At 72.5% G+C, this 15,897-nt stretch carries 15 protein-coding genes; 4 read left to right on the forward strand and 11 right to left on the reverse strand.

Going from position 1 to position 15,897, the window contains the following annotated elements; genetic code table 11:
• Positions 1 to 45: 45 nt before the first annotated feature.
• Positions 46 to 2,277, reverse strand: coding sequence for an ATP-dependent DNA helicase RecG (locus Csp2054_RS12340; protein ID WP_096899607.1), 2,232 nt, complete (start codon positions 2,275 to 2,277; stop codon positions 46 to 48).
• Positions 2,278 to 2,374: 97 nt separating this feature from the next.
• Between Csp2054_RS12340 and rsmD the strand changes: the two genes are divergently transcribed.
• A complete protein-coding gene (gene rsmD, locus Csp2054_RS12345) occupies positions 2,375 to 2,938 on the forward strand; it encodes a 16S rRNA (guanine(966)-N(2))-methyltransferase RsmD (RefSeq protein WP_096899629.1) in 564 nt (187 codons plus the stop codon).
• 152 nt (positions 2,939 to 3,090) lie between these two features.
• Here the strand turns inward: rsmD and thiL are convergent, their stop codons facing one another.
• The gene (thiL, locus tag Csp2054_RS12350) at positions 3,091 to 4,086 is read right to left on the reverse strand and encodes a thiamine-phosphate kinase (RefSeq protein WP_096899608.1); all 996 of its coding nucleotides are present in this window, start codon (positions 4,084 to 4,086) and stop codon (positions 3,091 to 3,093) included.
• Positions 4,087 to 4,110: 24 nt separating this feature from the next.
• On the opposite strand from thiL, the gene Csp2054_RS12355 reads away from it, so the two are divergent.
• Positions 4,111 to 4,596, forward strand: coding sequence for a DUF3515 family protein (locus Csp2054_RS12355; protein ID WP_096899609.1), 486 nt, complete (start codon positions 4,111 to 4,113; stop codon positions 4,594 to 4,596).
• Between the two features lie 225 nt (positions 4,597 to 4,821).
• Here the strand turns inward: Csp2054_RS12355 and Csp2054_RS12360 are convergent, their stop codons facing one another.
• From Csp2054_RS12360 to leuC, 6 genes are all read right to left on the reverse strand, one after another.
• Positions 4,822 to 5,907: a D-alanine--D-alanine ligase family protein gene (locus Csp2054_RS12360; RefSeq protein WP_096899610.1), complete on the reverse strand. Its 1,086-nt coding sequence runs from the start codon at positions 5,905 to 5,907 to the stop codon at positions 4,822 to 4,824.
• 29 nt (positions 5,908 to 5,936) lie between these two features.
• On the reverse strand, positions 5,937 to 6,950 hold the full coding sequence (locus Csp2054_RS12365) for an NAD(P)H-dependent glycerol-3-phosphate dehydrogenase (protein ID WP_096899630.1): 1,014 nt from the start codon (positions 6,948 to 6,950) through the stop codon (positions 5,937 to 5,939).
• A 91-nt stretch (positions 6,951 to 7,041) separates the two neighbouring features.
• Positions 7,042 to 7,872 carry a lysophospholipid acyltransferase family protein gene (locus tag Csp2054_RS12370; RefSeq protein ID WP_255252728.1) on the reverse strand — a complete coding sequence of 277 codons (831 nt, stop codon included), beginning with the start codon at positions 7,870 to 7,872 and terminating at the stop codon, positions 7,042 to 7,044.
• A 5-nt stretch (positions 7,873 to 7,877) separates the two neighbouring features.
• Positions 7,878 to 9,245: a UDP-N-acetylglucosamine 1-carboxyvinyltransferase gene (murA, locus tag Csp2054_RS12375; protein ID WP_096899611.1), complete on the reverse strand. Its 1,368-nt coding sequence runs from the start codon at positions 9,243 to 9,245 to the stop codon at positions 7,878 to 7,880.
• Positions 9,245 to 9,841: a 3-isopropylmalate dehydratase small subunit gene (leuD, locus tag Csp2054_RS12380; RefSeq protein WP_096899612.1), complete on the reverse strand. Its 597-nt coding sequence runs from the start codon at positions 9,839 to 9,841 to the stop codon at positions 9,245 to 9,247. The genes murA and leuD overlap by 1 nt, the downstream gene beginning before the upstream one ends.
• Positions 9,841 to 11,316, reverse strand: a complete 1,476-nt coding sequence (gene leuC, locus Csp2054_RS12385) for a 3-isopropylmalate dehydratase large subunit (protein ID WP_096899613.1) — start codon at positions 11,314 to 11,316, stop codon at positions 9,841 to 9,843. The genes leuD and leuC overlap by 1 nt, the downstream gene beginning before the upstream one ends.
• A 206-nt stretch (positions 11,317 to 11,522) precedes the next feature.
• Between leuC and Csp2054_RS12390 the strand changes: the two genes are divergently transcribed.
• Entirely contained in the window at positions 11,523 to 12,590 is a 1,068-nt protein-coding gene (locus tag Csp2054_RS12390) for an FUSC family protein (RefSeq protein ID WP_176491685.1), read from the forward strand.
• 721 nt (positions 12,591 to 13,311) lie between these two features.
• On the opposite strand, the gene Csp2054_RS12395 is transcribed toward Csp2054_RS12390, so the two are convergent.
• Genes Csp2054_RS12395 through Csp2054_RS12405 form a run of 3 tightly spaced genes read right to left on the reverse strand, consistent with a single transcriptional unit; the run spans position 13,312 to position 14,815 of the window.
• The gene (locus tag Csp2054_RS12395; protein ID WP_096899615.1) at positions 13,312 to 13,917 is read right to left on the reverse strand and encodes a histidine phosphatase family protein; all 606 of its coding nucleotides are present in this window, start codon (positions 13,915 to 13,917) and stop codon (positions 13,312 to 13,314) included.
• The gene (crcB, locus tag Csp2054_RS12400) at positions 13,914 to 14,303 is read right to left on the reverse strand and encodes a fluoride efflux transporter CrcB (RefSeq protein WP_096899616.1); all 390 of its coding nucleotides are present in this window, start codon (positions 14,301 to 14,303) and stop codon (positions 13,914 to 13,916) included. The genes Csp2054_RS12395 and crcB overlap by 4 nt, the downstream gene beginning before the upstream one ends.
• Positions 14,300 to 14,815 carry a fluoride efflux transporter FluC gene (locus tag Csp2054_RS12405; RefSeq protein WP_255252729.1) on the reverse strand — a complete coding sequence of 172 codons (516 nt, stop codon included), beginning with the start codon at positions 14,813 to 14,815 and terminating at the stop codon, positions 14,300 to 14,302. The genes crcB and Csp2054_RS12405 overlap by 4 nt, the downstream gene beginning before the upstream one ends.
• 237 nt (positions 14,816 to 15,052) lie before the next feature.
• Between Csp2054_RS12405 and Csp2054_RS12410 the strand changes: the two genes are divergently transcribed.
• Positions 15,053 to 15,897 (forward strand): RimK family alpha-L-glutamate ligase (locus Csp2054_RS12410; protein ID WP_096899618.1); only part of this gene is annotated, 845 nt, incomplete at its 3' end.

Raw genomic sequence — 15,897 nt, forward strand, 5'->3', positions numbered from 1 at the left:
GCGACCCTACCGGGCGGCCACCGTGCGGCCGGCGTCCGGATCGGGTCAGTTCTTGCCGAGGAAGGCGGCGTCCGACTCGTCGAGGCGCCGAGCCAGGGCCTCGCGCAGCGCCGGGTGCCCCTCGAGGTCCGGATCCGTCGCCAGGACCCGCTCGGCCTCCTGTCGCGCGTCGACGATGAGGTCCGCGTGCTCGACGACCCGCAGCAGGGTGAGCGAGGACCGCCCCCCGGACTGGCGCTCCCCCAGCACGTCCCCCTCCCGCCGCAGCTCGAGGTCGACACGGGCGAGCTCGAACCCGTCGTCCGACGCCGCCACCGCGTCGACCCGCTCGCGCGACGGGCTCTCGAGCTCGGCCGTCGTGACCAGCAGGCACACACCGGCGTACTGCCCGCGGCCGATGCGTCCGCGGAGCTGGTGGAGCTGCGACACCCCGAACCGGTCGGCGTCGAGCACGGCCATCATCGATGCGTTCGGCACGTCGACACCGACCTCGATCACGGTCGTCGCCACGAGGACGTCGATGCCCCCGGCCGCGAAGGTCGTCATGACGCGGTCCTTCTCGTCGGCGGTCATCCGCCCGTGCAGCACCTCGATCCGCCGGCCGTCGAGCACCGGCATCTGCCGCATGCGCTCCGCCGTCGCGAGGACGGTCGCGGGTGCGCGCTTCGGGGAGTCGTCGTCCGGCGTCTCGGGCGCGGGCTCGCCGTCGTCCTCGGCGTGGACGTCGTCGATCGCCGGGCAGACGACGAACGCCTGGCGCCCGGCGGCGAGTTCCTCGGCCATGCGCGACCAGATCCGCGACTCCCACCCCGGGTGCTCCGCGAGCCCGACGGTGAAGGTCTCGACGCCGGCCCGCCCCGAGGGGACCCCGGCGATGGTGGAGACGTCGAGGTCGCCGAACACGGTCATCGCCACCGTCCGCGGGATCGGTGTCGCGGTGAGGACGAGCACGTGCGGTGGCGTCTGCCCCTTGGTGCGGAGCGCTTCGCGCTGCTCGACGCCGAAGCGGTGCTGCTCGTCGACCACGACGAGTCCGAGCTCGGCGAAGTCGACCCGGTCGCCGAGGAGCGCGTGCGTGCCGACCACCAATCGCGAACTCCCGGACGCGGCCGCGAGCAGGGCACGGCGACGCTCGTCGGTGGACTGCGACCCGGTCAGGATCACCGGGCGGAGCTCCGCCGCGAGGTCGGGGCCGAGGAACTTCACGATGGACCGCAGGTGCTGCGCGGCGAGGACCTCCGTCGGGGCGATGAGCGCGGACTGCCCGCCGGACTCGGCCACGGTGAGCATCGCGCGGATCGCGACGAGCGTCTTGCCCGAACCGACCTCGCCCTGCACGAGCCGGTGCATCGGCCACGTGCCGGCGAGGTCCGACGCGATCTCGGCACCCACCGACCGCTGGTCGTCGGTGAGGGTGAACGGCAACGACGCGTCGAACCGTTCGAGGATGCCGCCGGGCGACGCCGAGCGCGGGGTCGAGGCGACGGCACGGGCCGCGATCCGGCGCTGGACGAGCGCGGTCTGGAGCACGAAGGCCTCGCGGTAGCGGAGGGCGTCCTGCGCGCGCTTGAAGTCGGCGACCTTCTCGGGGCGGTGCAGGAGTTCGAGTGCGCGCCGGTACGGCACCAGCTCGAGCCGGGTGCGGACGGATGCCGGGATCGGGTCGTCGAGGTCGGGAAGGGTGTCGAGCACCACTCCGATGGCCTTCGCGATCTGCCACGAGGACAGCGACGCCGTGGCCGGGTAGATCGGGATCGGTTGGCGCGACCAGCGGATCGCCTCGTCCGAGCCGGGGTCGGCCAGGGAGCGGGGGTCGTCGCGGTCGAACAGCTCGTAGTCGGGGTGCGCGAGCTGCCGGGCGCCCCGGTAGTCGCTCACCTTGCCGGCGAAGACGCCGCGGGCACCGGGAACGAGGTCCTTCGTCCGCCAGCCCTGGTTGAAGAACGTCAGCGTCAGCAGCCCCTTGCCGTCGCCGATCTTGGCTTCGAGGATCGAGCCCCGGCGAGCGCGCATGGTCCGCTCGCGGACGTCGACGACCTCGGCCACGATCGTCACCGACTCGCCGATCGCGAGCGAGTCGAGCGCCGTCAGCGCCCCGCGCTCCGCGTACCGGCGGGGCGCGTGCTCGAGGAACTCCCCCACGGTGCGGTAGCCGAACGCCTTCTCGATCGCGCCGGCGGTGCGACCACCGAGCACGGTGGACAGCCGGGTGTCGAGCCCGCCGTCGACGGACGGCGCGGGCGCGGCCGGGGCAGCGTTCGGACCGGGGGTGACCACACGCCAACGCTACCCGGCACGACCGACCTGCACCGTGCCTCCAGGACGGCCTGTGGAGAACCCCGGGGCGGGCCGTCACGGCCGCTACGGTGGCAGCATGACCCGCATCATCGCCGGCGCCGCCGGCTCCACGACGCTCCGGGTGCCGAAGACCGGCACCCGACCGACGAGCGACCGCGTGCGCGAGGCACTGTTCTCGTCACTCGCGTCGCGGGGCCTGGTCGAGGACGCGGCGGTGGCGGACCTCTACGCCGGGACGGGTGCCCTCGGGCTCGAGGCGGCGTCGCGCGGCGCGGTCGAGGTCGTCCTCGTCGACCGCGCGGCCGGCGCCGCCGCCGCCTGCAAGGAGAACGCCCGCGCCGTGCAGAAGCGCGTCCCCGGGGTGCGGATCGACGTCCATGCGCAGCCCGCGCTCGGCTTCCTGCGGCAGACCGTCCGGACCTTCGACCTCGTCTTCATCGACCCGCCGTACGAGGTCACGGAGCACGAGCTCGGCGAGGTGCTCGAGGCGCTGGTGCCGCGGCTCACCAGGGAGGCCGTGGTCGTCGTCGAGCGCAGCAAGCGGTCGCCGGAGCCCACGTGGCCGGCCGGGCTCGAGGCGTTCAGCAAGCGCAGTTACGGCGAGACCGTCGCGTGGGAAGCGGTGGTCGCCGCCGCCTGACGCCCGGCCGGGAGGCACGTACCGGGTCGTGCGGTCCGGGGCGCCATGAGCGGGTGGCCGGGTGGACGCGGCCGCGCCGGCCGGTTCAGCCTGCGGGCGGCGTTCCGGTCAGCCTGCGGCGCCGCCCCGGTCAGCCGACGGCGCCGTCCCGGTCAGCCTGCGGCGCCGTCCCAGTCGGCGTAGGGGTCCCACCCGGTCGTCGGGACGGCTTCCCCGCCGCGCAGCACGTCGTGCGCGCCGCGCTCCCGCACCGTCCCGATCCAGCGGAACCCACCGGGGAGGCGGGCGTCGCCGGGGAAGGTCGCGAGGAGTCCGTGGTCCTCGCCGCCGTGCAGCGCGACCCGGTCGGGCACCGCCTCCGGGTCGAGGTCGAGCGTCACCCGGCTCGCTCGTGCCAGCCGTCCGCCGTCGATCGCGAGACCGTCCGACAGGTCGAGCATCGCCGTCGCCCCGGCCTCGGCGGCGCGGACGCCGTCGGCGATCGGGGGCACGGGTCGGCGCTGGCTGTCGACGTCCGGGTCGGAGTCGGCTCCGCTCGCGACCGTCGCCGCACGCGAGGGCTCCCCGGCGGCGTCCACCCCGTCGCGGAACAGCCGGGCGAGCCCACGTGCGGCTCGGCCGAGCTCGCCGGACACCGCGAGGACGTCGCCCGGTCGGGCTCCGGTCCGCAGCACCGCGTCCCGCCCGCCGAGGTCGCCGGTCGCCGTGACCGAGACCGTGAACGTCGCGGAGGTCGACAGGTCGCCGCCGACCACGCCGCACCCGGGCGAGAGCGCCTCGACGGCGGCGCGCAGTCCGTCCGCGAAGCCCTCGAGCACCGTCACCGGAGTGTCCTGCGGGGCTGCGAGCGCCACCACGAGGGCGGTCGGCCGGGCCCCCATCGCGGCGACGTCGGAGAGGTTCGTCGCGGCGGCCTTCCACCCGATGTCCTCGGGCGACGACCAGGCCCAGCGGAAGTCCGGACCGTGCACCATCATGTCGGTCGTGACGACGAACCGGCCGTCCGGAGCCGCCACCACGGCGCAGTCGTCACCGGGTCCCACGATCGGGTCGCCCGCCGGAAGCCGCCGCACGATCCGGTCGAGCACCTCGAGCTCGCCGAGGTCCCCCACGGTCGGTCCGGCCTGGTCCCCGTGCTGCGCGTCCACACGAGAACGGTAGCCTGGACTCCGATGGACACCGCGCGCCGCACCACCCGCACCGCCGCGATCGTCGGCGTGGCGATCGCCCTGGCGGCCGGCCTCACGGGGTGCACGAACGCCGTGTCGATGACCGCCGCACCGTCCGCCGACGCGGCAGCCTGCGCCGCGGCCCAGGTCCGGTTGCCCGACACGGTGGGACAGTCGGCGGCACTCCGGAACACGAACGCGCAGTCGACCGCCGCGTGGGGCGACCCGGCGGTGGCGATCTACCACTGTGGCGTGCCCGTGCCCACGGTGTCCGACCTGCCGTGCTTCTCGAAGGGGTCGGTCGACTGGATCCGCGACGACCGTGGGGCGCAGATCGTCTACACGACGTTCGGACGGTCCCCTGCCGTGCAGGTCGTCATCGAGTCCTCGAAGGCCACGGACCAGGTCCTGCAGGACATCGGCACCGCGGTCGCGACCCTGCCGAAGGACGGGCACGAGTGCTTGGACCCGTCCGAGGTCAACGGCTGACGCTCCGCCGCGTCCGCGCATCCGACCGCACGCACGCACGGCCGCGCGCATGCACTCCGAGACTCGCTCGAGAGCGACAGTTGCGTCGGGTCGCTTTCGCGAAAGCGACAGAATCGGCACCGCGAACAGCACGGGAATGTCGCTTTCGCGGCTGCGAACGGATGCGGCCTCCGGGCTGCGGACGGGTGCGGCCTCCAGGCTGCGACCGGACGGGCCGGGCGGAGGTCAGCGGACGGCGGCGCGTCCCAGCTCGATGAGCTCCGTCACGAGCTCGCCGTAGGACACGCCCGACGCCGCCCAGCAGCGCGGGTACATCGACAGCGGGGTGAAGCCGGGCATCGTGTTGACCTCGTTGACGACGAAGCCGTCGTCGGTCAGGAAGCAGTCGACCCGGGCGAGCCCGGCGCCGCCGATCGCCTCGAACGCCCGGGCGCCGATCGACCGGATCTCGTCGGTCTGCGCCTCGGTCAACGGGGCCGGGCAGAGCAGGGACTCGTCACCGCCCAGGTACTTCGACGCGAAGTCGTAGAAGCCGTCCTCGGCCACGACGATCTCACCCGGCAGGCTCGTGCGCGGCACACCGTCGCGGCCCTCGAGCACGGCGACCTCGACCTCGCGGCCGACCATGCGCGGCTCGACGATGACCTTCGAGTCGTGTTCGAAGGCCAGGTCCATCGCGGCACCGAGCTGCGACGGCTCGTCGACCCGGGAGACGCCCATGCTCGACCCGGCGCGGGCGGGCTTGACGAACACCGGGAAGCCGTGCGCCGCCACCGACTCGGCGACGTCGACGGGGTCCGCCGCCCACTGCCGCCGGAGCACGGTCGTCCACGGTGCGACCCGCAGTCCGGCGTGCTCGAGGACGGCCTTGGCGACGTGCTTGTCCATCGCCAGCGCGCTGGCGAGCACGCCGTCCCCGACGTACGGCAAGCCGGCGATCTCGAGGAGGCCCTGGATCGTGCCGTCCTCGCCGAACGGCCCGTGCAGGATCGGGAACACGACGTCGACGTCCGGCACCGTGGTCACGGAACCGTCGGCGTGCGAGACGACCAGGTCGCGGGTGGCCGGCGACGTCGGGAACGCCACCCGCGTGCCGTTGTCGAGGACCTCGGGCAGGTGGCGGTCGTGGATCGCCCACCGCGTCGGGTCGTCCGGCTGCAGGGTGAACGCACCGGCCTTCGTGATGCCGATCGGCACGATCTCGTAGGCGTCCCGATCGACGACGTCCATGATGCCCCCGGCGGTCACGCAGCTGATCTCGTGCTCGCTGGAACGGCCGCCGAACAGCACGGCGACGGTGGTCTTGGCCATGGAGGACCCCCTGGGTGGTCGCGGACCCGTCACTCGCCCTGGGGCTCGTCGGTCTCGGTGAGGTGCGGCGCGATGTTGCGCGGGTCGAGCCTACCGGCGAGCACCTCGCCCACCTGGCTGACGATGGGCATGTCGACCCCGTTCGCCGCCGCGAGCTCGAGGATCGGCGCGACCGACGCCAGGCCCTCGGCGGTCTGGTTCATCTGGCGGACGACCTCGTCGAACCGGTAGCCCTGGCCGAGCAGTCGACCGGCGGTGTTGTTCCGTGACAGCGGCGACTGGCACGTCGCGATGAGGTCGCCCAGGCCGGCGAGCCCGGACAGCGTGGACGGCTGGGCGCCGAGCGAGACCGCGAACTCGGTCATCTCCGCCAGGCCGCGGGTGATGATCGACGCCTTCGTGTTCTCGCCGTACCCGACGCCGTCGACGATGCCGATGGCGACCGCGATGAGGTTCTTCAGCACGCCCCCGAACTCGGTGCCGATCACGTCGGTGTTGATGAACGAGCGGAAGTACGGGTTCGTGGCCACGGCCGCGACGGCGGTGGCGGTGTCGGCCGACGTCGAGGACACGACGGCGGCGGTGGGCTGCCGACGTGCGATCTCGAGGGCGAGGTTCGGACCGCTCGCGACGGCGATGCGGTCGCGGTCGATGCCGAGCCCCTGGTGCAGGACCTCGCTCATGCGCAGGCCGGTCGCCTTCTCGACGCCCTTCATGAGGCTCACGACGGGCACGGCGGCGGGCAGCAGCGGTGCGATCGCGTCGAGGTTCGCGCGGAGCGACTGCGACGGGACGGACACGTAGACCTGCTCGGCACCGTCGAGCACGGCGGCGAGCGACGTCGACGCGGTCAGCGTGCGCGGCAGGTTGATGCCGGGCAGGTAGTCGGAGTTCCGCTTCGTCTCGGTGATCTCGCGGGCGACCTCCGGACGACGGGCCCAGACGACCGTCTCGGCGCCGCCCTCGGCGAGCACCTTCGCGAACGTGGTCCCCCAGCTGCCGGCGCCGATGACGGCCACGCGGGGCTTGTCGGTCGACTGCATCACCACGCGGATCGCGGCGGTGTCGACGGCGCCGGGGGCGGCCACGGCGGGGTCCGGGTGGTCGTCGTGCGGGCGGAGGCCCGGGGCGTGGTCACTCAAACTTGCCGGTCTCCTTCTGGTTGTTCGCCGCCGGGTCCCAGCGGGTCGCCGGAGCCTGCTCGCCGCGCAGCTCCTCCAACAGTTCGGTGATGCGCTGCATGACGATCGCGGTGGCCTCGACGAGCATCTGCTGGTCGATCGGCCGGCCGCGGTACGCCGACAGGTCGACCTCGTCGCCGACGATCACGTCGACGCGGGTCGGGGGGAACAGCTTCAGCTTCTTGGCGTACCGCGCCATGATCCCCTGCGTGCCCCAGTGGGCCATCGGGATGAGCGGGACGTCGTTCTCGAGCGCGATCCGCACCGCGCCCGTCTTTCCGCGCATCGGCCAGAGGTCGGGGTCACGGGTGAGCGTGCCCTCGGGGTAGACGATGATGGCGCCGCCCTGCTCGATCACGGACTTGCCGCCGCCGAGCGGGTCGCTCAGCCGCGTCCGCCCGGAGCGTTCGACCGGGATCTGGCCCATGCCCGACATGAGCTTGCCGAAGACGGGGACCTTGAACAGCGACGCCTTCGCGAGGAACCGCGGCGCACGGCGGGACAGCCACACGGCCGTGCCCACCACGAGCGGGTCGATGTTCGTGAAGTGGTTCGGGGCGAGGACGAACGCGCCGTCCTCCGGCAACCGCTTCGACCCGTGCCAGTGGTACCGCGCCGAGAACCGGAACACCGGGATGACCACGGACGCCGTGATGCGGAACGCGGTGTTCAGCTCCCCCTTGCGCCACCGGCGCCCGGGTGTGGGCAGCCCCGTGGTGACCTGCGAGGCGGACGCACGCCGCGCCTCCAGGCCGTCACCGTCGCCGTGCGACGTACCAGCCACGGCGCTCAGCCCGCGAAGTCGAAGTCGGCGCCGAGCTTGCGGAGCTTCGGGATGAAGTGCTCGTAGCCCCGGCTGATGATGCCGACGTTGGTGATGTGCGACTCACCCTCGGCGGTCAGCGCCGCGATGAGGTGGCTGAACCCGCCGCGCAGGTCGGGGACGCGGACGTCGGCCCCGTGCAGCTTGGTGGGACCCGTGATGACCGCGGCCTGCTCGAACGGGCGGCGGGCGACACGGCGGTCGTGCCCGGGGAGCCCGTCCTTGTGCACGACGATGTCGGCGCCCATCTCGTTGAGCGCGTCGGTGAAGCCGAACCGGTTCTCGTACACGGTCTCGTGCACGACGCTCTCGCCCTCGGCCTGGGTCAGCGCGACGACGAGCGGCTGCTGCCAGTCGGTCATGAAGCCGGGGTGCACGTCGGTCTCGATCACGACGGGGCGCAGGACCTCGCGCTCCCGGTAGAACCGGATGCCGTCCTCCTGGACGTCGAACCCGCCGCCGACCTTGCGGAAGACGTTGAGGAAGGTCATCAGCTCCTGCTGCTTCGCGCCCTCGACGAAGATGTCGCCGTTGGTGGCGAGCGCGGCCGACGCCCAGCTCGCGGCCTCGTTGCGGTCGTTGATCGCGCGGTGGGTGTAGCCGCGGAGCGACTCGACGCCCTCGATGAAGATCGTGCGGCTCGGCTCGACCGTGACGATCGCGCCCATCTTCTGCAGGATCGCGATGAGGTCCATGATCTCGGGCTCGATGGCCGCGTTCCGGAGCTCGGTCGTGCCCGAGGCGAGCACCGCGGACAGGAGCACCTGCTCGGTCGCGCCGACGCTCGGGTACGGCAGCTCGATCTCCGCACCGCGGAGCCCGTCGGGCGCGGTGAGGTGGATGCCGCTGACCTGCTTGTCGACGACGGCGCCCATCGCCCGCAGCGCGTCGAGGTGGAAGTCGATCGGCCGGTCGCCGATGCGGCACCCGCCGAGGTCGGGGATGAAGGCCTCGCCGAGCCGGTGCAGCAGCGGACCGCAGAACAGGATCGGGATGCGGCTCGACCCGGCGTGGGCGTCGATCTCCGCGAAGTGCGCGGACTCGACGTTCGACGGGTCGAGGATGAGCTCGCCTCGTGCAGGATCCGTGATCCGCACCCCGTGCACCTCGAGCAGGCCGCGGACGACCTTGACGTCGGAGATGTCCGGTACGTCCTTGAGGATCGAGGGGGTGTCGCCCAGGAGTGCCGCCACCATCGCCTTGGTCGCGAGGTTCTTCGCCCCGCGGACCTCGATGCGTCCGACGAGCGGCTTGCCGCCCCGGATGACGATCTCGTCCGACTTGAGGCCCACGCGGGCCCCAGCGGCTGCGGCGTCCTGTACGAGAGAGTTCACTACTTCACCGGCAATGTCTTCGGCCGCCAACGGGAGCGGCGGGATTCGAACTCCGTGATCGCGGTCTCGTCACGGAGGGTGAGCCCGATGTCGTCGAGCCCTTCCATCAACCGCCAACGAGTGTAAGCGTCGATCTCGAAGGGGACGTCCACATCCCCGATCGACACGCGCTGCGCCACGAGGTCGACCGTCGCGGACACGCCGGGGTTCCGCTCGATCTCGGCCCAGAGGGCCTCGACCTCCGCCTCGGTCACGATCGCCGTGACGAGGCCCTGCTTGCCGGCGTTGCCCTTGAAGATGTCCGCGAACCGGGACGACACGACGACCCGGAACCCGAAGTCGCGGAGCGCCCAGACGGCGTGCTCGCGGCTCGACCCGGTGCCGAAGTCGGGTCCGGCGACGAGCACCGCGGCGCCCTGGTACTCCGGCTGGTTGAGCACGAAGTCCGGGTCCTGGCGCCACCCGGCGAACAGCGCGTCCTCGAAGCCGGTCTTCGTGACGCGCTTGAGGTAGACCGCCGGGATGATCTGGTCGGTGTCGACGTTCGAGCGCTTGAGCGGCGCGGCGACCCCGGTGACGGTGGTGATCTTGTCCATCAGAAGGTCCCCTCGGTGGTCGCGGTCGTGGTGGCGGTCTCGGTGTCGGTGACGGACGCCAGCGCGTCGTCGGTCTGCAGGTCCCACGGGCTCGACAGCGTCCCGCGGACGGCGGTGGCGGCGGCGACGAGCGGCGACACGAGGTGCGTCCGACCGCCCTTGCCCTGCCGGCCCTCGAAGTTGCGGTTCGAGGTGGAGGCGCAGCGCTCCCCCGGCGCGAGCTGGTCGGGGTTCATGCCGAGGCACATCGAGCAGCCGGCGAACCGCCACTCGGCGCCGAAGTCGGTGAACACCTTGTCCAGCCCCTCGGCCTCGGCCTCGAGCCGGACGCGCGCAGAGCCCGGCACGACCATCACGCGCACCCCGGGAGCCTTCTCACGCCCCTTGATGATCGACGCGAAGGCGCGGAGGTCCTCGATGCGGGAGTTCGTGCACGACCCCATGAACACCGCATCGACGGCGATGTCCTTCATCGGCGTGCCGGCCTGCAGGTCCATGTACTCCAGGGCCCGCGAGGCTGCCGCCTGGTCGTTCGGGTCGTCGTAGCTCGACGGGTCCGGGACGCTCTCGGACAGGGACACGCCCTGGCCGGGGTTGGTGCCCCACGTGACGAAGGGCTCGAGCTCGTCGGCGTCGATGAACACCTCGGCGTCGAACACCGCGTCGTCGTCCGTGCGCAGCGTCTCCCAGTACGCCACGGCGTCGTCCCAGTCCTGGCCCGTCGGCGCGTGGTCGCGGCCCTGGACGTAGTCGTAGGTGGTCTGGTCGGGCGCGACCATGCCCGCACGGGCTCCGGCCTCGATCGACATGTTGCAGATCGTCATGCGGCCCTCCATCGAGAGCGCGCGGATCGCGGAGCCGCGGTACTCGAGCACGTAGCCCTGCCCACCGCCGGTACCGATCTTCGCGATGACGGCGAGGATGATGTCCTTCGCCGTCACGCCCGGGCGAAGGGTGCCCTCGACCGTGATCGCCATGGTCTTGAACGGCTTGAGCGGCAGTGTCTGCGTGGCGAGGACGTGCTCGACCTCGGACGTGCCGATGCCGAAGGCCATCGCACCGAACGCGCCGTGCGTCGACGTGTGCGAGTCGCCGCACACGACCGTGATGCCCGGCATCGTCAGGCCGAGCTGCGGTCCGACCACGTGGACGATCCCCTGCTCCTTGTCGCCCAGCGAGTGCAGGCGGACGCCGAACTCCTCGCAGTTGCGGCGGAGCGTCTCGATCTGGGTGCGGCTCGTCGGGTCGGCGATGGGCCGGTCGATCGCGAGGGTCGGGGTGTTGTGGTCCTCAGTCGCGATCGTGAGGTCGAGGCGACGCACCGGGCGGCCGGCCTGGCGCAGGCCGTCGAACGCCTGCGGGCTCGTGACCTCGTGCACGAGGTGGAGGTCGATGTAGAGGAGGTCCGGCTTGCCGTCCTCGCCCTTGACCACGACGTGGTCGTCCCACACCTTCTCGGCGAGCGTCTTTCCCATCGGCCCGGCCCTTCCTCGTTGACGTCGGTACGCCGCTGTCGCGGCTCGGTCCGGCCACTCTAGCAGGTTGGTATACCAACGTGGGCACGTGCCGTCCGGAGGCTCGTGGCGGGCCCCGCCACGGGCCTCCCGGCGGGTCGTCCCCACCGCCGGGAGGCACGGCGCGGGTCGGCGACACCCGTCGCGGTGGGAGGATGGGTGACGACATGACGACACCTGCGCACTCGACCCGGACCGTGAACCTCGAGGGCGCAGCGCGCGCAGCGATCGCCGGCGGCGTGCCGCTGGCCCTGCTCATCGCCCTGGGGATGCCCGGGTACGCGGCGTTCGCGATGTTCGCGGGGTTCACCGCGATCTTCGGGGCGACCGAGCCGTACCGGCAGCGTGCCGTCACCACCGGGGTGGCGGCGGCGCTGCAGACGGTGTGCATGCTGGCCGGCATCGGCGTCGCCCTGCTCGGGCACCCGCTCTGGCTGCAGGCCGTCGGGCTCGTGGTCGTCCTCGTCGTCGCGGTGTGCACACTCACCGTGCTGCAGACGATCCCCGCGCAGCCGATCTTCCCGGTGTTCGCGTTCGTCGTGTCGGCGCTCGTGCCGCTCCGGCCGTCCGACGTGCCGACGGTCCTGCTCGTCATCGTCGGCTCGGTCGCGTGGGCGTGGCTCGTGGCGATGTCGGGCGTCGTGCTCCGTCGGGCGTTCCACCCGCGAGCACCGCACCGGTTCCGGCCGCTCGGCGCGACGAAGCACCGCACGCTCGACGTCCTGCGCACCCCGGCGTTCCGGGAGACCGTGGCGCTCAACGTCGTCGGGTCCCTCGTCGCCGGGAGCGTCGCCGTCGCGATCCCCGGACTCGGGCACCCCTACTGGGCCGTCATCGCCGTCGTGTCGACGCTCCCCGCGCTCCGGCAGCGCCACACCGTCCGCCGCGCCTGGCAGCGTGTGATCGGCACCGTCGGCGGCACCGTCGTCGCGGTCGGGATCCTGCTGCTCGAACCGGGCGTGTGGCGGATCGTCGTGATCGCCGTCGTCGGGCAGTTCTTCGCGGAGATCTTCGTCGCACGGCACTACGCGGTGACGCTGCTGTTCCTGACGCCGCTCGCCCTCGCGGTGTCGTGGCTGAGCCTGCCAGAGGCGCCGCCGCTCCTCGCACTCGACCGCATCGCGCAGACCGTCCTCGGTGCCCTCGTCAGCGTCGCCCTGCTGGTCGTCGGGCGCGCGGTCGAGCGACGCCGGGGCCGCCCGCTCGGTGCGACGAGTGCGATCCCGACCGTCTGACGCGGTGCCGCTCGTGCGGTGCCGTTCCGCTCGTGGCTTGCCGATCCGCTCGTGGGTTGCCGTTCCGCTCGTAGGTTGCCGTTCTTTCCGACCTCCTACGAGCGATTCAGCTTTCCACTGCGGGCGCGATGGGTCGTTTCGCTCATGGTCAGCTGATCCGCGCGTGAGTTGCCGTTCCGCTCGTAGGCAGCCGTTCCTTCCGACCTCCTACGAGCGATTCGGCTTCCCATTGCGGGCGTGATGGGTCGTTCCGCTCGTGGGCAACCGATCCGCTAGTGAGTGACCCGCCCGCACGTGAGTGACCCGATCCGCGCGTGAGTGACCCGCCCGCACGTGAGTGACCCGATCCGCGCGTGAGTGACCCGCCCGCACGTGAGTGACCCGCCCGCACGTGAGTGACCCGATCCGCGCGTGAGTGACCCGTCCGCACGTGAGTGACCCGCCCGCGCGTGAGTGACCCGTCCGCGCGTGAGTGACCGTACCGCTCGTAGACAGCCGTTCCTTCCGACCTCCGACGAGCGATCCGGCTTTCCACTGCGGGCGTGATGGGCCGTTCCGCGCGTGGTTCGACGGCCTCCCCGTGGATGACCGAGCCGGTGTGCGGCCGGCGGGTCTGCGCCCGCAGGCGGCCGCGCAGTGCGCACGGACCACGGAACGGACGGGAGGCCCGTGGCGGCGCCGCCACGGGCCTCCCGTCCGTCAGGTGGTCACGACCGCGACGTCAGTCCCGCGGCTGGATGTTCCAGGCGTCGATGACAGGCCGGCCGTGCTCGTACCCGAGGATGCTCACCGAGGCCGTACCGAGCTTCAGCACCGCACCGTCCTGCGGCGCCAACCGGATCCAGGCGGCGCCGAGCGCGCGGAGGACGTGTCCGTGCGCGACGACGATCGCGTCCTGCCCGTCGGCGAGCACGGGACGGGCACGGTCGAGGATGCGTTCGACGCGCACCCGGACCTCCGCCGCGTTCTCACCAGGGGTGTCGCCGGCGGGCACGCCGTCGGTCCAGAGGTCCCACGGCCCGTGGCGCAGCACCTTGATCTGCGGCGTCGTGAGTCCCTCGTACGCGCCGTAGTCCCACTCGTAGAGGTCCTCGTCGAGCTCCGGGTCGACGCCGACGAGCGCGGCCGTGTCGCGAGCGCGCTGGAGCGGGCTCGACAGCGCGAGGGCGAACGAACGATCGGTGAGGTACCGTCCGGCGCGCTTCGCCTGCTCGATGCCGTTCTCCGTGAGCGGGATGTCGGTGCGGCCGGTGTGCTGCCCGCTCTTCGACCACTCCGTCTCTCCGTGTCGGACGAGGACGAGTTCGCCGGGGCGTTCCGAGGTCATGTGTTCCTTCCGATGAGCAGGCCGAGCGCGGCGGCGCCGACCGAGACGACGAGCATCCCGAGGCCGTTCAGGACGGCGAGTCCGGCCTTGCCGGATCGGAGGAGCTGCACGGTCTCGACGCTCGCCGTCGAGAACGTCGTGTACCCACCCATCATGCCCGTCCCGAGCACGGCGACCATCGGGAGCGGCAGTGCACCGGCCTGTCCCGCCCCCGTGAGGACGCCCAGCAGGAGCGATCCGGACACGTTGATGAGGATCGTGCCGACCGGGAGGCGCGCGAGCGCCGTGTCGATGACCCGCACCTTCACGAGTCCGTCGAGCAGGAACCGGAGTGCCGCGCCGACGCCGCCGCCGACCGCGACGAGGAGGAGTTCGAAGGGGTTCACGACGCCGCCTCGGTCCGACGGGGGCGGAGGAGGACGGCGATCCACATGCCGGCGACGACCGCCGCCAGCCCGAGGACCACCGTGAGCAGGGCGTACCCGCTGCCGACGGCCCAGCGACCGGTGCCGAGCAGCTGGGCGGTGCCGTCGGCCAGGGTGGAGTACGTGGTGAACCCGCCGAGGACGCCCGTGCCGACGGTCAGGCGGAGGGTCCTCCGACGGCCGACGTCCGGACCACGGTGGGCGAGGGCCTCGAGCAGCATGCCGAGGCAGAGGGCGCCGACGACGTTGATCGTCAGGATCGCCCAGTCGACGCCGCCGTCCGCCGGGAACGCGGACGACAGCACGGCCCTGATCGCGGTGCCGACCGCTCCGCCGACGAACACCACGCCGAGGTACCGCCAGCTCAGGTGCGGCGGCCGGTCGGGCCGGGTGTCGGTCTCGTCGACCTCGACGTCGGGGTCGATCGGGATGCTGCCGGAGTCGGTCAGGCGGCGGCGGTCGTTCGTGGACACGGGGCTCCTATCGCCGAGCACGCGGCATCGCACGCGTGCGCTCATCTCGGGATAGGGACCGTTGGCGGCTCGTGCCGCGGTTGGGTCCGGCAGGCCCCACTGCCGGGTCTGACGACCGGACCATCGTAGCGCGCCCCGGTCCCCGGCGACGGCCACGGCATCCCGCGCTGCAGGGGCGATCCCCCTCGCGCGGGCCACCGCGACGGCTGCGCCCTCCTGCGCTGCCACACTGGGCTCGTGACGATCTCGACCCTGGCCTGGGTGACCGCCGCGGCGGCCCGCGGACTCGACCCCGACGAGGAACCGGCGCTGGCCGCGATCCGTCGGACCGGAGTCGCCGTCTCGGTCGTCGACTGGGACGACCCGGCCGTCGACTGGTCGGCCTTCGACCGCGCCGTGCTCCGCTCGACGTGGGGCTACGACGACCGACTCGACGTGTTCCTGGCGTGGCTCGCCCACGTCGACGCGGCGACGGAGCTCGTGAACCCGCTGCCGGCCGTGCGCTGGAGCACCGACAAGGGCTACCTCTCCGAGCTCGCGGCAGCAGGCGTCCCCGTCACGCCGACGCGGTTCGTCCCGCCGGGCACCCGACCGGCGTTCCCGGCTGGCAGGTTCGTCGTCAAGCCCGCGGTCGGCGCCGGGAGCAGGGACGCCGCGTCGTACGGACTGGACCAGCACGACGTGGCGTCGGAGCACGTGTCGTCCCTCCACCGACGCGGGCAGACCGTCCTCGTGCAGCCGTTCGTCGCCTCGGTCCCGTCGGAGGGCGAGTGGCCGATGGTCTTCCTCGACGGGGTGTTCAGCCACGCGGCGAGCAAGCGGGTGTCCCTGCCGGAGGCGGCGGTCATCGAGGAGCTGTTCGCCGCGGAGGTCACCGCGGCGCACACCGCCTCGGCCGAGCAGGTCGCGGTCGCGCGGGCGGCGATGGACGTCGTCACGGCGCGGTTCGGCGTCCTGCCGTACGCGCGGGTGGACCTGGTCCGGGCGGACGACGGGACCTCGCTCGTGCTGGAGGTCGAGCTCGTCGAACCGTCACTGTTCCTGCCCGAGGCCGACCCTGGCGCCGCCGACCGGCTCCCCCC

It is taken from the genome of Curtobacterium sp. 'Ferrero', assembly GCF_002412165.1.
In the GTDB taxonomy this organism is placed as follows: domain Bacteria; phylum Actinomycetota; class Actinomycetes; order Actinomycetales; family Microbacteriaceae; genus Curtobacterium.

Bases quoted from the DNA above. Each gene is read 5' to 3' on its own strand.
- rsmD (WP_096899629.1), top strand. From the start codon at position 2,375: ATGACCCGCATCATCGCCGGCGCCGCCGGCTCCACGACGCTCCGGGTG.
- Csp2054_RS12355 (WP_096899609.1), top strand. From the start codon at position 4,111: ATGGACACCGCGCGCCGCACCACCCGCACCGCCGCGATCGTCGGCGTG.
- Csp2054_RS12360 (WP_096899610.1), bottom strand. From the start codon at position 5,907: ATGGCCAAGACCACCGTCGCCGTGCTGTTCGGCGGCCGTTCCAGCGAG.
- Csp2054_RS12365 (WP_096899630.1), bottom strand. From the start codon at position 6,950: ATGCAGTCGACCGACAAGCCCCGCGTGGCCGTCATCGGCGCCGGCAGC.
- leuD (WP_096899612.1), bottom strand. From the start codon at position 9,841: ATGGACAAGATCACCACCGTCACCGGGGTCGCCGCGCCGCTCAAGCGC.
- leuC (WP_096899613.1), bottom strand. From the start codon at position 11,316: ATGGGAAAGACGCTCGCCGAGAAGGTGTGGGACGACCACGTCGTGGTC.
- Csp2054_RS12390 (WP_176491685.1), top strand. From the start codon at position 11,523: ATGACGACACCTGCGCACTCGACCCGGACCGTGAACCTCGAGGGCGCA.
- Csp2054_RS12395 (WP_096899615.1), bottom strand. From the start codon at position 13,917: ATGACCTCGGAACGCCCCGGCGAACTCGTCCTCGTCCGACACGGAGAG.